Annotated in this window: 14 protein-coding genes; 12 read left to right on the top strand and 2 right to left on the bottom strand. The window is 59.6% G+C overall.

What is annotated here, in order from left to right; all coding sequences use genetic code 11:
- Positions 1 to 46: 46 nt before the first annotated feature.
- The 12 genes from DW937_RS03475 to DW937_RS03420 all read left to right on the top strand — a co-directional run bounded on the left by DW937_RS03475 (position 47) and on the right by DW937_RS03420 (position 14,684).
- Positions 47 to 2,026 carry a DHH family phosphoesterase gene (locus tag DW937_RS03475; protein ID WP_120120136.1) on the top strand — a complete coding sequence of 660 codons (1,980 nt, stop codon included), beginning with the start codon at positions 47 to 49 and terminating at the stop codon, positions 2,024 to 2,026.
- 23 nt (positions 2,027 to 2,049) lie between these two features.
- On the top strand, positions 2,050 to 3,153 hold the full coding sequence (glf, locus tag DW937_RS03470; RefSeq protein WP_120120135.1) for a UDP-galactopyranose mutase: 1,104 nt from the start codon (positions 2,050 to 2,052) through the stop codon (positions 3,151 to 3,153).
- Between the two features lie 502 nt (positions 3,154 to 3,655).
- Positions 3,656 to 4,111: a 50S ribosomal protein L9 gene (gene rplI / locus DW937_RS03465; RefSeq protein ID WP_005939994.1), complete on the top strand. Its 456-nt coding sequence runs from the start codon at positions 3,656 to 3,658 to the stop codon at positions 4,109 to 4,111.
- A gap of 80 nt (positions 4,112 to 4,191) precedes the next feature.
- Complete coding sequence (gene dnaB, locus DW937_RS03460) at positions 4,192 to 5,592, top strand: replicative DNA helicase (RefSeq protein WP_005939997.1); 1,401 nt, start codon at positions 4,192 to 4,194, stop codon at positions 5,590 to 5,592.
- A complete protein-coding gene (tilS, locus tag DW937_RS03455) occupies positions 5,592 to 7,049 on the top strand; it encodes a tRNA lysidine(34) synthetase TilS (RefSeq protein ID WP_120120134.1) in 1,458 nt (485 codons plus the stop codon). The genes dnaB and tilS overlap by 1 nt, the downstream gene beginning before the upstream one ends.
- Positions 7,046 to 7,594 carry a hypoxanthine phosphoribosyltransferase gene (hpt, locus tag DW937_RS03450; protein WP_118528027.1) on the top strand — a complete coding sequence of 183 codons (549 nt, stop codon included), beginning with the start codon at positions 7,046 to 7,048 and terminating at the stop codon, positions 7,592 to 7,594. Before tilS ends, hpt begins: the two co-directional genes overlap by 4 nt.
- A 33-nt stretch (positions 7,595 to 7,627) precedes the next feature.
- The gene (ftsH, locus tag DW937_RS03445; protein ID WP_120120133.1) at positions 7,628 to 9,799 is read left to right on the top strand and encodes an ATP-dependent zinc metalloprotease FtsH; all 2,172 of its coding nucleotides are present in this window, start codon (positions 7,628 to 7,630) and stop codon (positions 9,797 to 9,799) included.
- A gap of 29 nt (positions 9,800 to 9,828) precedes the next feature.
- On the top strand, positions 9,829 to 10,863 hold the full coding sequence (locus DW937_RS03440) for a hypothetical protein (RefSeq protein ID WP_120120132.1): 1,035 nt from the start codon (positions 9,829 to 9,831) through the stop codon (positions 10,861 to 10,863).
- A 70-nt stretch (positions 10,864 to 10,933) separates the two neighbouring features.
- Positions 10,934 to 11,734, top strand: a complete 801-nt coding sequence (locus DW937_RS03435; protein WP_165852869.1) for a hypothetical protein — start codon at positions 10,934 to 10,936, stop codon at positions 11,732 to 11,734.
- Between the two features lie 182 nt (positions 11,735 to 11,916).
- A complete protein-coding gene (locus tag DW937_RS03430; RefSeq protein WP_120120131.1) occupies positions 11,917 to 12,906 on the top strand; it encodes a LacI family DNA-binding transcriptional regulator in 990 nt (329 codons plus the stop codon).
- Between the two features lie 23 nt (positions 12,907 to 12,929).
- The gene (locus DW937_RS03425; RefSeq protein WP_097778173.1) at positions 12,930 to 13,778 is read left to right on the top strand and encodes an HAD family hydrolase; all 849 of its coding nucleotides are present in this window, start codon (positions 12,930 to 12,932) and stop codon (positions 13,776 to 13,778) included.
- A gap of 138 nt (positions 13,779 to 13,916) precedes the next feature.
- Entirely contained in the window at positions 13,917 to 14,684 is a 768-nt protein-coding gene (locus tag DW937_RS03420) for a copper homeostasis protein CutC (protein ID WP_120120130.1), read from the top strand.
- An 88-nt stretch (positions 14,685 to 14,772) separates the two neighbouring features.
- On the opposite strand, the gene DW937_RS03415 is transcribed toward DW937_RS03420, so the two are convergent.
- Together DW937_RS03415 and pyk are read right to left on the bottom strand one after the other, a co-directional pair.
- The gene (locus DW937_RS03415; RefSeq protein WP_005940027.1) at positions 14,773 to 15,225 is read right to left on the bottom strand and encodes an S-ribosylhomocysteine lyase; all 453 of its coding nucleotides are present in this window, start codon (positions 15,223 to 15,225) and stop codon (positions 14,773 to 14,775) included.
- Positions 15,226 to 15,241: 16 nt separating this feature from the next.
- The gene (pyk, locus tag DW937_RS03410; RefSeq protein ID WP_120120129.1) at positions 15,242 to 16,996 is read right to left on the bottom strand and encodes a pyruvate kinase; all 1,755 of its coding nucleotides are present in this window, start codon (positions 16,994 to 16,996) and stop codon (positions 15,242 to 15,244) included.
- Positions 16,997 to 17,070: the final 74 nt, after the last annotated feature.

Here is a 17,070-nt window from a genome sequence, read left to right as displayed (position 1 = left end):
TCCGGGCACACTGCCGCAAACAATGCGGCGGAAGGCAGGAGATTTGATGAAACAAAAACCAAGATGGACATTGGAGATGCTCACCGCCAGTCTGGCCGTGCTGTGCGGCCTGCTGGTGCTGGTGCTGCTGGTCCAGCGGCCCACGGCATGGCCGGCGCTGCTGGCACTGGTGGTGCTGTGGGGCGTTGTGGTGGTGCTGTTCCGCTGCCAGCTGCGCAAGTGGGTGGCCCGGTGGATGTGCGGCGGCAGCTTTGAAGGCTCCAAGCTGCAGTTCAGTCTGGAGCCGCTCTCTCAGCCGGCCGCGCTGCTTTCCGGTGAGACGGTGCTGTGGTACAATGCACAGTTCCGCACCCGCCTGTTGAACGGGCAGGATGCGCTGGTGAGCCGCGTGCAGAAGGTGCTGCCCGGCCTTGATCTGCAGCAGTGCCGCAGGCAGGAGGGCCAGCTGCTGACCCTCGCGGACGGCATGTGGAGCGTACACAGCTCCACGGTGCCCGGCGATGCGGAGAGCATGACCCTGCTGGTGCTGAACGAGGAGACCGCCCTGCGCAAGGTGGAGGCGGAATACAAAGCCAGCCGTCCGGGCTATCTGGTGTTTCTGGTGGACGGCTACGACGATGTGTTCGGTGACATGCTGGACAGCGAGCGCGCCCGCCTGCTGGAAGGCATCAACCGGACGTTGGAGGATATGATCGGCCGGGGCAGCGGCTTTTTGCGCCGTGTGGCAAGCGGCCGCTATATTGCTGTGGTGGAAGAGCGCCAGATGGAGCAGTTCGCAAACCGCGGCTACGATGTGCTGGACAAGATCCGTGCGCTGGATCCCAGCGTGAACCTTTCGCTGTCCATCGGCATTGGCCGCGGGGCCAAGACCCTGCGGGAAGCTCAGGATATGGCCGTACAGGCACTGGATATGGCGCAGGGCCGCGGCGGCGATCAGGCCGCTGAAATGACACCGGACGGCTTTACGTTCTACGGCGGCGTGAGCCACGGCGTGGAAAAGCGCAGCAAGGTGCGCAGCCGCATCGTGGCCGACCAGCTGGTAAAGCTGATCAAGGAAGCAGATCATGTAGTCATTATGGGCCACCGCATGAGCGATCTGGATGCCATCGGCTCCGCCGAGGGCGTGCTGCGCATCTGCAAAATATGCGATGTCCCGGCGGTGATCGCGGTGCGGCGTGACGCTACCCTTGCGGGCAGCCTGATCGATGCATTGTGCCGTGCAGGCCAGAAGGACGACTTTATCGACCCGAAGGACGCACTGCCCATCATCTCCAAGCGCACCTTGTGCATCGTGGTGGATACATATCAGGTGGGCCTTGTGGAAAGCAAGGATATTCTGGAAAAATGCGGCAAGATAGCCGTGATCGACCACCACCGCAAGGGCGTGGGCTACATCGAGAACCCGGCGCTGGTCTGCCATGAGCCGTATTCTTCCTCGGCCAGTGAGCTGGTCACGGAGCTTTTGCAGTACGTGGGCGAGCGCGACGACAAGCCCAACCGTGTGGAGGCCGAGGGCCTTTTGTCTGGCATCATGCTGGATACCCGCGATTTTACCCTGCACACCGGTGTGCGTACCTTTGAAGCTGCCGCTGCGCTGCGCCGCTATGGCGCGGAGACGGAGCGGGTGCGCCAGCTGTTCGATGTGACCATGGTGGAGTACAATGCCAAGGCTGATCTGGTGGAAAAAGCACGCATGTACAAAAATTGCGCGATCTCCGTCAGCGGCGAGGTGGCACCGGAAGCCCGCGTGGCCATTGCACAGGCGGCAAATGATCTGCTGACCATTCAGGGCGTGGATGCCAGCTTTGTGGCAGTGCAGGTGGGCACAGGCGTGAACATCTCGGCCCGCAGTCTGGGTGCCGTGAACGTGCAGGTGATCATGGAATCTTTGGGCGGCGGAGGCCACCAGACCATGGCAGCAGCACAGCTCAAGCATATCACGCCGGAAGCAGCCCGCGCCCGCATCGAAGGTGCCATCGACAAATACTATGCATCGCAGAAAAAGGGCGATGTAGAAGGAAAATAAACGGAACAGAGAGGATCACACCCATGAAACAGTACGATTACCTGATCGTTGGTGCCGGCCTTTACGGCGCGGTCTTTGCACAGGAAGCAAAAAAGGCAGGCAAGAAGTGCCTTGTGATCGATAAGCGCAGCCACATTGCAGGCAATATCTACACGGAGCCGGTGGAGGGCATCAACGTCCACCGCTACGGTGCACATATCTTCCACACCAACAACAAGGCTGTGTGGCAGTATGTGAACCAGTTTGCAGAGTTCAACCGCTACACCAACAGCCCGGTGGCAAACTACCACGGCGAGATCTACAACCTGCCCTTCAATATGAACACCTTTAATAAGATGTGGGGCGTTGTTACCCCTGCCGAAGCCAAGGCCAAGATCGAAGAGCAGAAGAAGGAAGCAGGCATCACCGACCCGCAGAATCTGGAAGAGCAGGCCATCAGCCTTGTGGGCACCGATATCTACGAAAAGCTTATCAAGGGCTACACTGGCAAGCAGTGGGGCCGCCCCTGCACCGAACTGCCGGCCTTCATTATCAAGCGTCTGCCGGTGCGCTTCACCTACGACGACAACTATTTCAACGCACTGTATCAGGGCATTCCCAATGGCGGCTACACCGCCATGGTGGAAAAGATGCTGGACGGCACCGAGGTGCGCCTGAATGTGGACTATCTGGCCGACCGCGAAAATCTGAACGCTCTGGCCGAGAAGGTGGTCTACACCGGCCCGGTGGATGCCTACTTTGGCTACAAGCTGGGTGCTCTGCAGTACCGCAGTGTGCGGTTTGAGACCGAGGTGCTGGACACCGACAACTATCAGGGCAACGCGGTGGTCAACTATACCGACGCGGAAACTCCCTACACCCGCATCATCGAGCACAAGCACTTTGAGTTCGGCACCCAGCCCAAAACAGTCATCAGCCGCGAGTACAGCGCTGAGTGGAAGAAGGGCGATGAGCCGTACTACCCCGTCAACGACGAGAAGAACGGTGCCCTGTATGCCGAGTACAAGAAGCTGGCCGATGCGGAGCCGGACGTGATCTTCGGCGGCCGTCTGGGCGAGTACAAATATTACGACATGGACAAGGTCATTGAGGTAGCTCTGGACGTGGCTGCAAAGGAACTGGCGTAACCGCTTCCCGGGCAGAATGTGGTCGTGTGGGGCAGGCTTTTTGCCTTTTGCAAGAAGCATGGCCGCCGGGTACGTTCTCTTTTGTGTGCCAAAAGAGAACCAGAAAAGCACCCGCTACTTTCGAGGCGCGGGAGGCACGAATTAAGGGCTGCACGCCTTTAATAATCCCAAAGCGGTTGGGCTCCATACAAAAAATCCAAGTCGCTGCGCTAAAGGATTTTTTGTGTTACGCCGATTTAAAGTCGCTGCGCGACGGCCGCAGGCCGACAGCAGCATATGCCGTTTGCCGTTACGACCCCTCCCGTGAAAAAGTAAATCAGAAAAATCCGCAGATTTTTCTGATTTACAAATTAAAAATAAAATTCCCGCTGAATATGGCCAGAGCGGAGCGGCGGCCATTTTAAATGGTCAGGCGCTTCCTCTTGCCCAAAAGCGACAAATGCGCTATACTATAAACACAACAACTGCACCGGTTTTCCGGTGAGAAGTGAGGGATACTATCATGAAAGTGATTCTCAAGCAGGATATCAAGGGCATTGGCAAGAAGGACGAGATCCACGAGGTCTCCGACGGCTACGCCCGCAACTATCTGTTCCCGCGCAAGCTGGCCGCTGTGGCAGATGCCAGCGCTGTGAACGTTGCCCGCAGCAAGGAAGCTGCTGCCGATTTCCACGAGGCTGAGACCGTAGCTGCTGCCAAGGATCTGGCCGCAAAGATCGAGGGCAAGACCGTGACCATCAAGGCCAAGGGCGGTGCATCCGGCCGTCTGCACGGCAAAGTCACCGGCAAGGAAGTTGCCGATGCTTTGGCTCAGCTGGCAGGCGCACCCATCGATAAGAAGAAGATCGAGCTGGAGACCAAGGACATCAAGGATGCCGGTGTGTTCAACGGCAAGGTCCGTCTGCACGTTGGTGTGGTCGCTTCTTTCAAGATCATGGTGGAAGTGGAACAGGCCTGATTTTTCTGCCATCTGCGCCCCCTCACAGCAGGGGGCGCTTTTTGGCTTTTCAGCGAAATGATGCAAAAGGATAAACTACCATGCCGAATGAACGACATTATTCCAATGAACTGAATCTGGAAAGCGTGGGCATCAACCTGCCCTACAACATGCAGGCAGAGCAGAGCGTGCTGGGTGCGGTGCTGCTCAAACCGGAAACGCTCACCGACTTGGTGGAGATCATCCGGCCGGAGATGTTCTACACCCGGCAGAATGCGCAGATCTACTCCGAAATGCTGCGCCTGTTCACCGCCGACCAGACCATCGACTTTGTGACGTTGCTGGACGCTGTTATCTCGGACGGCGTGTTCCCCAGTGCCGACGAAGCAAAGGTGTACCTGACCGGCCTTGCCGAGACGGTGCCCAGCATTTCCAACGTGAAGGCCTATGCCCAGATCGTGCAGGAAAAGTATCTGGTGCGCCAGCTGATGGGGGTGGCAAAGGACATCCTGCAGGATGCCGGAGATGAGCCGGATGCCGACCTGCTGCTGGAAAACGCGGAGCAGCGCATTTATGAGATCCGCTCCGGCCGCGATTCCAGCGCACTGACACCGCTTTCCTCCAGCATGGTGGAGACCCTGACCAACCTGCAGAAGATCAGCGGCCCGGATGCGGACAAATACAAGGGCATCCCCACAGGCTTCCGCCTGCTGGATACGGTGCTCACCGGCCTTGGCCGCGGCGACCTCATCATCCTTGCGGCCCGCCCCGGTATGGGCAAGACCAGCTTTGCGCTGAACATCGCCACCCGCGTGGCCATGCAGCAGAAGGTGCCGGTGGCGATCTTCAGCTTGGAAATGACCAAGGAACAGCTCACGAACCGCATCCTTTCTGCTGAGGCCGGCATCGACAGTCAGGCATTCCGCACCGGTGCCCTGCGCGCCGAGGACTGGGAATATCTGGCCCTTGCCACCGAAAAGCTGCACGATGCACCCATCTATATGGACGATACCTCCGGCATCACCATCACCGAGATGAAGGCGAAGATCCGCCGGGTGAATCAGGACCCCACCCGCCCGAATGTGGGCCTCATCGTCATCGACTATCTGCAGCTGATGACCACCGGCCAGCGCAGCGAGAACCGCGTGCAGGAGATCAGCTCCATCACCCGAAACCTTAAGATCATGGCAAAGGAAATGAATGTGCCCATCATCGCACTTTCTCAGCTGTCCCGTGCAGTGGAAAAGCAGGGCAACAATTCCAGCCACCGGCCCCAGCTTTCCGACCTGCGCGATTCCGGCTCCATCGAGCAGGATGCCGACTGCGTTCTGTTCCTGTACCGCGATTCCTACTATGCCAGCCAGAACCCGGACGGCGCTGAGGTGGATGCCGATACGGCAGAGTGCATCGTGGCGAAGAACCGTCACGGCGAGACCAGCACGGTGCCGCTGGGCTGGGATGGTGCCCACACCCGCTTTATGGATGTGGACTTTAAACGCTGATGAACAATGAAAAAATTCTGGCGCATGTGCGCATGTTTGTTCTGCGAGAAAAGCTGCTTTGTCCGGGCGAGCCGCTGCACTTGGCCGCGGCAGTGTCCGGCGGGGCGGACAGCATGGCACTGCTGCGCATCCTGCTGGCCCTGCAGCCGGAATTCGGGTTTGTGCTTTCGGCCTGCCATGTGAACCACGGCCTGCGCGGCGAGACCGCCGACCGGGACGAAGCCTTTGTGCGGGCGGAATGCGCCCGGCTGGGTGTGCCGCTGCGGGTGTTCCATGCTGCAGAGATGGCCGACGAAGTGGGCCTGCCGTCGGAACATGCCGGGGAGGACTGGGCGCGCCGCCTGCGCTATGCCTGCTTTGCGCGTTTGTGCGGGGAGGGGATAGATGCCGTTGCAACGGCCCATACTGCAAATGATCAGGCTGAGACCCTGCTGCTGCGGCTGGCCCGGGGCACGGGGCTGCACGGTGCGGCAGGCATCCGGCCAAAGCGCGGGTGCTACCTGCGGCCATTGCTGGCCCTTACCCGGCAGGATACCGAAAGCTTCTGCCGTGCAGCCGGGCAGGCATGGGTCACAGATGAGACGAACGCGACCGATGCCTATGCCCGCAACCGGGTGCGCCGTGCGGCACTGCCTGCACTGCAGAGCACCAACGGCGCAGCGGTGGAAAACCTTGCCCGCTTCTGCGAGAAGGCAGCCCGCGCGGATGCCTATTTTGCCCGGAAGGCCGAAGAGCTGCTTTCTGCTGCACGTCTGGATGCGGCACAGGCTGCCATCAAAAGCCCGGAAGCCTGCACAGTGTGGCGGCTGGGCCCGCTTTCCGATGCGGATGCGCTTGTTTTGGAAGCAGCCATGCATTCGCTGACGGCTCCCGTGCGTGACGCAGAGGAAAAATATGTGCAGCTGCTGTGCGGCCTTGTGCGGCGCGGCAGCGGTGCGGTACAGTTGACTGACCGGGTGCGCTTTTGTGCCGGAGACGGATGCTTCTGGCAGGAGATTGTGCCGGAACGGCCCCGGCAGCAGGAAGACAAACGGTCGGAAAGCCAGCCCTTTCAGCCGGAAAAACAGGCAGAATACTGCCTTGCGGGCGGCTGGAAGGTGACTGCAGGGCTTTTTACGGCTGATTTTGAAGAAAAAATACAAGTCGTTCATAAAAAAGACTTAAAAAATCAGGCGGATTATGCTAGAATAACTACGTTGTATGCTGGTCTTGTCCTGCGCACCCGCCAGCCGGGAGATGTCTACCGCCCGGCGGGGCGAAGTGTGCACAACCGGCTGCGCAAGTGGATGAACGAAGCGGGCATCCCCGCGCAGCTGCGTGACCAGCTGCCGCTGCTGGCGGCGGGCAGCGAAGTACTGTGGGTCTGCGGTGCGGGCTTTGCCGAGGGCCTTGCCCCGGATGCAGACACTGCGCAGGTGCTGCAGATGGAAATGGAATATAGGGAGGAAATAACATGAGCATGCATGATGATATCAAGACCGTTCTGGTCAGTGAAGAAGAGTTAAAGGCAAAGGTTGCTGAGCTGGGTGCTCAGATCAGCAGGGATTACGAGGGCAAGAACCTTGTTCTGGTATCCATCCTCAAGGGCTCGGTGGTGTTTATGGCCGACCTGATGCGTGCGGTGAGCATTCCCTGCAGCATCGATTTTATGGTGGTGTCCAGCTACGGTGGCAGCAACACTGTTACCAGCGGCCTTGTAAAGATCATCAAGGATCTGGACGGTGATCTGTCCGGCAAGGATGTGCTGATCGTGGAGGATATTCTGGATACCGGTGTCACCCTCTCGAATCTGGTGCCCATGCTCAAGATGCGCAACCCCAACTCGGTAAAGATCTGCACCATTCTGGACAAGCCCAGCCGCCGCAAGGCCGATATCCAGCCCGACTACGAGGGCTTCCAGGTGCCGGACGAGTTCGTGGTGGGCTACGGTCTGGACTACGATGAAAAATACCGCAACCTGCCTTATGTGGGTGTGCTCAAGCCTGAAGTCTACGAGAAGTGATTTCTCACACTATAATTCATCCAAGAACTGGAGTTGATTTTTTTGCAATCCAAAAGACCCCGTTTCAATCCGCTGATCCTTGCTCTGGCGCTGGCGGCGGTGCTGATGGTCTGGTCGGTGCTGGGCGGCACCGGCTCTGCCAGCAGCTCTTCCATGGAGTATTCCACGGTGGTGCATTACTTTGAAAGCCTGCAGGTCACGCAGTTCTCGCTGGACCTGAACACCGGTGTCATCACCATGAACCTCAAGGAAGGCGGCAAGAACAACCTGCCCCTGCCCGATACCACGTCCCAGAGCACCACGCAGGCCACCGGCGGACTGCTGAGCGGTATGCTGTCCTCCTCGGATGAGGATACTGCTGCGCAGAAGAACAGCGACGGCACTGTGACTGTGCGCTACAAGCTGCCATATGCATCCATGTTCGTCAAGTATGTAGGCGACTACATTGCCGCCTACGATGCCGCAAACCCGGATGCTCCCATGGTGTACGATTATACCCCTGTCAAGGAAAGCATCCCATGGATGGAGATCCTGTTCTATCTGGCAATGCTGGGCTGCACCGGCTTCCTGCTGTTCTCCATGATGCGCGGCGGCGCTGGCGGCGGCGGGATCATGAACGTTGGCAAAGCCAAGGTGAAGGACGAGCACGAGAACCAAAAGACAGCCACCTTTGCCGATGTTGCCGGTGAGGACGAGGAAAAGGAAGAGCTGAAAGAGGTCGTGGAGTTCCTGAAAAGCCCGGAAAAGTTCAACACTCTGGGCGCACGCATTCCCCACGGCGTACTGCTGGTAGGCCCTCCGGGCACTGGCAAGACCCTGCTGGCCCGCGCCTGCGCAGGCGAGGCCGGTGTGCCCTTCTATTCCATTTCCGGCTCTGACTTTGTGGAAATGTACGTCGGCGTGGGTGCATCCCGCGTGCGTGACCTGTTCGATAAGGCAAAGAAGTCTATGCCCTGCATCATCTTCATTGATGAGATCGATGCTGTGGGCCGTCAGCGCGGTGCCGGTCTGGGCGGCGGCCACGATGAACGCGAGCAGACCCTGAACCAGCTGCTGGTGGAAATGGACGGCTTTGAGGCCAACGACGGCATCATCGTCATGGCGGCCACCAACCGTGCCGACATTCTGGATAAGGCCCTGCTGCGGCCGGGCCGCTTTGACCGTCAGGTCTATGTGGGCCTGCCGGATGTCAAGGGCCGTGAGGAGATCCTCAAGGTCCACACCAAAAAGAAGCCGCTGGCCCCGGATGTCTCTCTCAGGGTCATTGCACAGCGCACCGCAGGCTTTGCGGGCGCAGACCTTGAGAACCTTGTCAACGAAGCGGCCCTGCTGGCTGCACGCCGCAACCGCAAGGCCATTACCATGGAGGATATCGAGGAAGCTTCCATGAAGGTGATGGCTGGCCCGGAGAAGAAGAGCCGCGTTGTGACCCCGGAGGAAAAGAAGCTGACTGCTTACCACGAGGCAGGCCACGCTGTGGCGGGCTTCTACTGCAAGCATCATCCCCGTGTGCACGAAATCACCATTATCCCGCGTGGTCAGGCTGGCGGCTACACCATGTACCTGCCCGAGAAAGACCGCAGCTACGTGACAAAGGGCGAAATGTTCGAGGATATCGTTTCCAGTCTGGGCGGCCGCGTGGCCGAACAGCTGATCCTGGAGGATATCTCCACCGGTGCTTCCAATGATCTGCAGCAGGCCACCAACATTGCCCGCCAGATGATCACCAAGTACGGCTTCTCGGAGCGGCTTGGCCCTGTGGTGTACGGTACCTCGCAGGAGGAAACCTTCCTGGGCCGCGATCTGGGTCAAGGCAAGGGCTACAGCGAGACCACCGCTGCCGAGATCGACGGCGAGATGCGGGATATCATCGATGAAGCCTACGAGACCTGCCGCCGCACCCTGACCGAGCACATCGATCAGCTGCACGCGCTGGCACAGGCCCTGATGGAACGCGAGAAGCTCAACGAGCAGGAGTTCAACACCATTATGGCGGGCGGCACACTGCCCCCGCGTGAAGGCGATGAGCTGAAGCCGGAACAGCCTGCTCAGACCGTGCAGGCTGCCCCTGCGGAGACCGCTCAGCAGGCCGAAACTGCTGAACCTGCAGAGACCGCTGAGCCTGCCGAACAGGCCGAAACGGCCCAGCCGCTGCCGGAGACCGCTGCACCGGAAACGCCGGATGCACAGGACCCGCAGAACTGATTTGATCCAAATGGAAAGGAGCGAGTGTCGTGGAGGAAAATTTTAACCCGGTCGCACGGACCCGCGCAAACTATTACACCCCCGGCAGCCCGGTGCAGTTCGTCTGCGTGGAGCTGCTCAAGGGTGATGTCAGCGGGGAGCACGCGGTCTGCCTGACCTTCAAGAATATTTCCAAGGTGACCCTGACCGCGCTGGAGATCCACTTCAAGTGCAAGGGCGTGGACGGCGTGATCCTGTGCGAGGACCGGTTCGAGTACCGTGACTTGGAAGTAAAGCCCGGCGAACTGTTTGGCATGGACGATGCGGTGTTCGTTACCGCAAAGGCCATCACCAGCGTGGATGTTTCGCTGTGCAACGTGTACAACGGCAAGCGGGTGGTGCATCTGGACGGCATCAAGCGCGTGCGCCTGCCTGCCCCCAAGCGCCTGTCTGCTGAGCTGGAAAAGGCGCTGGAGACCCGCATGAACCGCCCGGAGCTGAAGTATCAGCCGCAGGTGTTTGAAAATGGCTGGTACTGCGCCTGCGGTGCCTTCCACCCGAAGGAGGAGGATACCGTGTACTGCTCGGAGTGCGGCTGCGACCGCATCCTGCTGCAGAACGCGCTGAACACCCTGCTGCAGCCGGAACAGCCTGCCCAGACCGAGCCGGAACTGGAAACGCCTCTTGCCCCGCAGGCCGAAGAGCCTACCCGCATTATGGGCGCAGCGCCCGTGCAGGAGGAGCCGACCCGGATCATGGGTGCACCGTGCCGTGAAGCAGAACCACAGCCGGAAGAACCTGCTGCAGAGCAGACCCGTGTGCTGGATGCCGGAATGCGGGCACAGTTCCCGGACAGGGCATCTCATGCAGCTGCGGACGAAGGCACCCGTGTGATGCCTGCTGCAGCCCGCCGTGCACAGCCGATATCTCAGCAGCCGGAGCCTGCCTATGACGACGAGGAAGAATACGAGGACGAGCGCGACAGCGTGGCCGAAGCGCTGATCCGCTGGGTGCCGCCCATCACTGCCATTGTCTGTGCAGCAGTGGCACTGTGCGGCTTCGTGTATTACCAGTTCGTGCTGTAACACAAACAGCAGCGGAGAGGGCGGTATGCCTTCTCCGCTTTTTTGTATGCCAGAAGAAGGGAGAACCATTATGCCGGAAGAAGCCTTACAGGCTGCCTTTGAGATCAAGACTGCCTGCGATGAGATCAGCCGCCGCCTGCTGCGCTGGCACTGGGAGCACAAACCCGGTGCGCACAGCTTGGGTGCACTGCTGGATCACGTTGCACAGCGCCAGCAGGAAAGCCCGGACTACTACGACCGTATGCCGGATCTTTCCGGCAAAAACAGCTGGCAGCAGCTGGATACCACCATTTGTATGCGGGTTCTGCTGGACCCGGAAAAGGATGCCGCCAAACCGCTGGACCTGCTGGGCAATACCAGCAATCCGGGTGCGGCCCGCCGCGCCTGCAATGCTGTGCGCACCGCCCGCAACGAAGCCGCCCACGCCACCGATCACACCGATGCCGCTCAGGCGGCGATCCTGTTCAATGAGGCGGTGGAGAGCTTGGAAGACGGCTATGTGGGCACGGCTTTCCGCGAGAATGAACTTGCCCGCTATTACCGCGATGCAGAAAATTATCTGGCGCGCTGCGGCGCAAAGGAGCCGATCGTATCCAGCCGTGCGCCGGAAGAAAAAACGGCTGCGCACGAGCCAGCCCGCCAGAGCACAAAGCAGGGCCAGAACCGCAGCACCCAGAGCCGCAAAACGGCCGGCAGCCGTTCCTCCGGCAGCAGAAGCACCACAGCGCGCAGCAGCTCGGCCAAAAGCCGCAGCACGGCAGGCCGCAAAAAGAAACAGAGAAGAACTGGCAATAAAACCGTGTTCATCGTTCTGCTGGTGGTCCTGCTGTTGGGGCTTGCCGTGCGTGCATGGAGCATGGGCGCAGCCTGACCGCCTGTAATGCCCTGCTTCTCAGAAAAAAGCCGTCTTTTGTACACAGTTGCCAGAAAAACAAAAATGCGTTCGGAATAAACCGGGAAAAGCGCATCTTGCGGGATGGGTGAAAGCGGTTTATAATAAGCATGAAAACGTTTACACATAACAATGCATCCCAAAAGAGAGAAGTACTGCAAATGACCATCAGTGATATTGCAAAAATGGCGGGTGTATCCAGTGCGGCGGTCAGCCGCTACCTGAACGGAGGCCCCCTGAGCGAACAGAAGAGGGCTGTCATCCACGAGGTAGTGGAAAAGACCGGCTACCGCCCGGATACCGCCGCCCAGACTCTGCGCACCGGAAAAGTGAATCAGGTGGGGGTGATCGCTCCCAGCATCGGTTCCCAGTCGGTGGGGCAGATCACGGCAGGCATTGCCAGTGAGCTGGATGCAAAGAGCTATCTGATGCTGCTGGGAAACACCGAGCTGGATGCCCAGCGGGAATTGGGCTATCTGACTGCTATGCAGCGCAACCACGTGGCGGGCATCATCCTGCTGGGCAGCTATTATACTCCTCAGCTGGCGCAGGCGCTGAAAAACTGCCGTGTGCCGGTGGTGGTAACAGGCCAGCGTTTTCAGGATGTGGCCTGCGTGTACAACGACGACCGCACTGCAGCCCGGGAACTTGCCCAGCGGATGCTGGACCATGGCCGCAGAAGGATCGTTTATATTGGCGGTACAGAGCGGGACGATGCCACCGGCGTGCAGCGCCGTGAGGGCGTGCAGGATGCGCTGAACGCTGCCGGACTGAACGGCGAACAGATGCCCCGCATCTGCTGCAAAGCCTTTACCATGGAGGAGGGCCAGCGCTGTATGCAGGAACTGCTGGTGCGCTGCCCGGATCTGGACGGTGTGGTCTGCGTGACTGACACGGTGGCCTTTGGTGCCATGCGTGCCCTGCGGGAAGCAGGACGGCATGTGGGGCAGGATGTGGGTCTTGCAGGCGTTGGCGACAGCTGGGCTGGCAGCATGATGGAACCGGGGCTGGCCACAGTGCGCTTTTACCAGAAGCAGGTAGGGCAGGAGGCTGCCCGGATCCTGCTGCAGATGCTGGAAGAGAATGGGAGCAGCGGGCCTGTGCGTCAGGTGACGCTGGGCTATCAGATCGTGGAGCGAGGCTCCCTTTGATGATAAAGGATAAAGGATAAAGTATGGGTCGTAAGCTGATTTTTCTGGATATTGACGGCACGCTGCTGCCGCCGGGTGATATGCTCATCCCGGAAAGCACTCTGGCTGCACTGGATCGCGCCAGAGCAAACGGACACAAGCTGTTTTTGTGCACCGGCCGCAACCACCGCATGACCGAACCGCTGCTGCGGCACGACTGCTTTGCGGGCGCAGTGTGCAGCGCCGGCGGCTATGTGCTGTGCGATGGCAAGACTCTGGTGGATATCCCCATGGAGCCGCAGCAGGCTGAAGGCGTGCGCGCGGCGCTGGAACGCAATGGCGTGGAGTGCACGCTGGAAGCCCGGGATGCCACCTTTGGCGGAAGCAAGATGGCTGAGAGATGGAGCTTTATCCACAAAAAGAACGGTGCACCGCTGAACAGCGAAGCAGAGCGCTGGCGCAAAGCCATGGAAGAGGGTATGGCCATCCTGCCGCTTTCCGATTACAAAGGGGAACCGCTGTATAAGATCGTGTTCATTGCCGACCACGAGAGCGACCTTGCCGAGGCAAAGCAGCTCTATGCCGACCAGTTCGTGTTCTGCGAAAGCAAGCTGGACCGCCTGACCGATGGCTTTGTGAATGGTGAGCTCATCAACCGCAAATTTGATAAGGGTACCGGAATCAAGGCCATCTGTGATCATCTGGGCTGCACGCTGGCGGATACCATCGGCTTTGGTGACAGCGATAACGACCTGCAGATGACCGATGTTGTCGGCATCAGTGTGTGCATGGCCAATGGCTCCGAAAACCTGAAAAAGCGGTGCGACCGCATTGCTCCCTCGGTATACGAGGACGGCATTGCAAAGGAGTTCAAGGCGCTGGGTCTGATCTGAAAAAACAACAAAGGCTGCGGCAGGGATAAGACCCGGGCCGCAGCTTTTTTGCTGCCACAGGGTTTTATAAAACGGAAAAACGTGATAGAATAAACCAGAATGCCGGGTTCAAAGCCCGGCAAAAAGGGAGGAATTGAAATGCGTTCTGTTCTGGAAGTATGTGTGGACAGCACTGCCAGTGCACTGGCAGCAAAGCGCGGCGGTGCCAGCAGGCTGGAACTGTGTGCCGACCTGATCGTGGGCGGTACAACGCCCAGCCTTGCGCTGGTGCGTCAGGTCAAGGCGGAGACCGGCCTGCCGGTGCGCGCTCTGCTGCGGCCCCGGTTCGGAGATTTCTGTTACGACAGCTACGAGCTTGCCCAGATGGAACAGCTGGCCGCAGAGCTGGTGGAGGCCGGGGCGGATGGTATCGTGACCGGTGTGCTGACCCCGGAAGGGCAGCTGAATGCGGAGGTCATGCGGCCCATTTATGCGGCGGCGCGCAGGGCAGCGGAAAAGGCAGGCCGTCCGGTGGCGTGTACCCTGCACCGTGCCTTTGATGTCAGCGCCGACCCCTTTGCGGCACTGGAAACGGTCCGGAGCATGGGCCTTTGTACCATCCTCACCAGCGGGCAGGCGGCGAGTGCCCCAGAGGGAGCGGAGCTTCTCGGCCGACTGGTGGAGCGGGCAGGGGACAGCGTGGAAATTCTGGTAGGTGCCGGTGTCACGGCACAAAACATCCCGGCACTGGCCGCACAGACCGGGGCACATGCGTTCCACCTTTCCGGCAAGCAGGTGCTGCAAAGCCGCATGACCTTCCGCCGTGAGGGTGTGCCCATGGGGCTGCCGGGCTTTTCAGAGTTTGAGGTATGGCAGACGGGTGAAGAAAACATCCGTGCTGCACGGCAGGCACTGGATAGCCTTTAAAAACCGAATAAAACGAAAGCGCTCTCCCAACGGAAACCCGGTGGGAGAGCGCTTTTTTATGATGATGAATTTGAAGGGTGAAGATAGCTTAGTAATGCAGCTCGTCGCCGGTCAGTGCTTCCAGCACCGGCAGCATGGCAGCGGCTTCGGCTTTGGCAGCGGGCAGATCCATATCGCGGTAGTTGCCGCACTCCACTTCGCTGGCACCGGGCACAGCGCCCTCAAAGCCAGCCATGAAGCGGAAGGATTCCACCGTCAGCTCCAGTGCCTCGGCGGGAGTCAGGCCGCGGGTAAGCAGATAGAAGCCGGTGCGGCAGCCCATGGGGCCAACGTAGATCACGCTGTCCTGAAAGGCGCTGTTGCGTGCATAGGTGGCAAACAGATGCTCCAGCGTGTGGGCGGCACCGGTGGACAGGTAATCGCCGTGATTGGGCCTTTTCATGCGGATGTCCCATGTGAGAACATCGCCGTCCTGACGGCTCAGATACATGCCGCGGTCCAGTTTGGTATGGTCAACACAGAAGCTTGCAATGCGTTCCATGATCTTCTCCTTTGGCTTATGCCTGCAGGCGCTGCACGCTGCCGTGAGCGCAGTCCACAGCGATCATCAGACCGTCGCGGATGTGGCTGGTAGCACCGGCGGCACCCACAACGGTAGGCTTGAGCAGGGCCTTGCCGGCAATGGCAGCGTGGCTGTTCAGGCCCGGCTCTTCCACCACCAGAGCGGCGGCATCACGCACGTAACTCAGCATTTCGTTGCTGGTGGAGGGCACCACCAGAACCATGCCGGGCTTGAACTTTGCACGCACCTCTTCCAGCGTGCGGCAGACGCAGGCCTTGCCGGTGGCGCTGGTCACGTCGGCATTCTCGCGGCCAACGCCCACACCGGTAGCCAGACAGTTGCCTACCATGTGGATCTTGATCATGTTAGTGGTGCCGGACACGCCCACAGGCACGCCTGCGGTCACAACGGCCAGCTCACCGTTGTGCAGGTAGCCGTTCTCCTTGGCCAGAGAGGTGGACATCTCGATCAGCTCATCGGTGCTGTGTGCCAGAGGCATCATCAGCGGGGTGATGCCCCAGCTCAGGGCCAGCTGACGCTGCACCTGCTCCTTCATCACGCAGGCGATGATGGGCTGCTCCGGGCGGTACTTGCTCAGCAGACGGGCGGTGTTGCCGGACTCGGACACGGTGACGATGGCGGCAGCGTTCACGTCCTTGGCGGTCAGGCAGGCAGCGTGTGCAGTTGCATCGCTCACGCTGATCTTGCCGGTGTTCTCGGTGAGGGGAACAAAGCGGGCGTGATTCTCCTGCTCGGTGCGCTCAGCAATGGCAGACATGGTCTTGAGGGCCTCCACGGGGTAAGCACCGGCAGCAGTCTCGCCGGAAAGCATGATGGCAGAGGTGCCGTCGTAGATGGCATTTGCCACGTCAGAGATCTCGGCGCGGGTGGGACGGGGGTTCACGATCATGCTGTCCAGCATCTGGGTAGCGGTGACGATGGGCTTGCCAAAGGAGAAGGAGCGCTCGATGATATTCTTCTGAATGCCGGGCAGCTCGGTAAAGTCAATCTCAACGCCCAGATCGCCGCGGGCCACCATGACAGCATCGGCTGCAGCCAGAATGCTGTCGATGTTGTTCACGCCCTCACGGTTCTCGATCTTGGCGATGATGCGGATATCGGAATCATACTCGTTGAGCAGGTTGCGGATATCGTACACATCCTGTGCGGTGCGCACGAAGGAAGCAGCGATGAAGTCAAAGCCCTGCTGTGCGCCAAAGATGATATCGTCGCGGTCGCGCTGGCTCATATACGGCATGGACAGATGCACGCCGGGCACATTGACACCCTTCTTGTTCTTGATCTTGCCGTTGTTCAGCACCTTGCACACGATGTCGGTGTCGTTCACGGTGACGATCTGCAGCTTGATCAGGCCGTCGTCCAGCATGATGGTGCCGCCGGGCTGCACGTCCTGCGGCAGGTCCTTATAGGTGATGGAGCAGATCTCCTTGGTGCCTTCCACCTCGCGGGTGGTCAGGGTGAAGGTCTGGCCGGCTTCCAGCATTTCAGTGCCGTTCTTGAAGTCCTTCAGGCGGATCTCGGGGCCTTTGGTGTCCAGCAGGGCGGCGACCGGCTTGCCCAGCTCTTCACGAATGGCCTTCAGCTTTTCAAAGCGGCCCAGATGCTCTTCGTGAGAGCCGTGGGAAAAATTAAAACGGGCAACATTCATGCCGTTGGCGACCAGCTCGCGCAGAACGCCTTCCTGATCGGTGGACGGGCCCAGAGTGCAGATGATCTTGGTTTTTCTCATATACTTTTACTACCTCCAACTACTTCACATTCTCTATTTTGCGGCAGGCTGTCCGCTGTCATGCAGGCAGCTGC

Source organism: Faecalibacterium sp. AM43-5AT (genome assembly GCF_003603345.1).
In the GTDB taxonomy this organism is placed as follows: Bacteria; Bacillota; Clostridia; order Oscillospirales; family Ruminococcaceae; genus Faecalibacterium; species Faecalibacterium taiwanense.
This window is presented reverse-complemented; position numbering and strand designations above follow the sequence as displayed.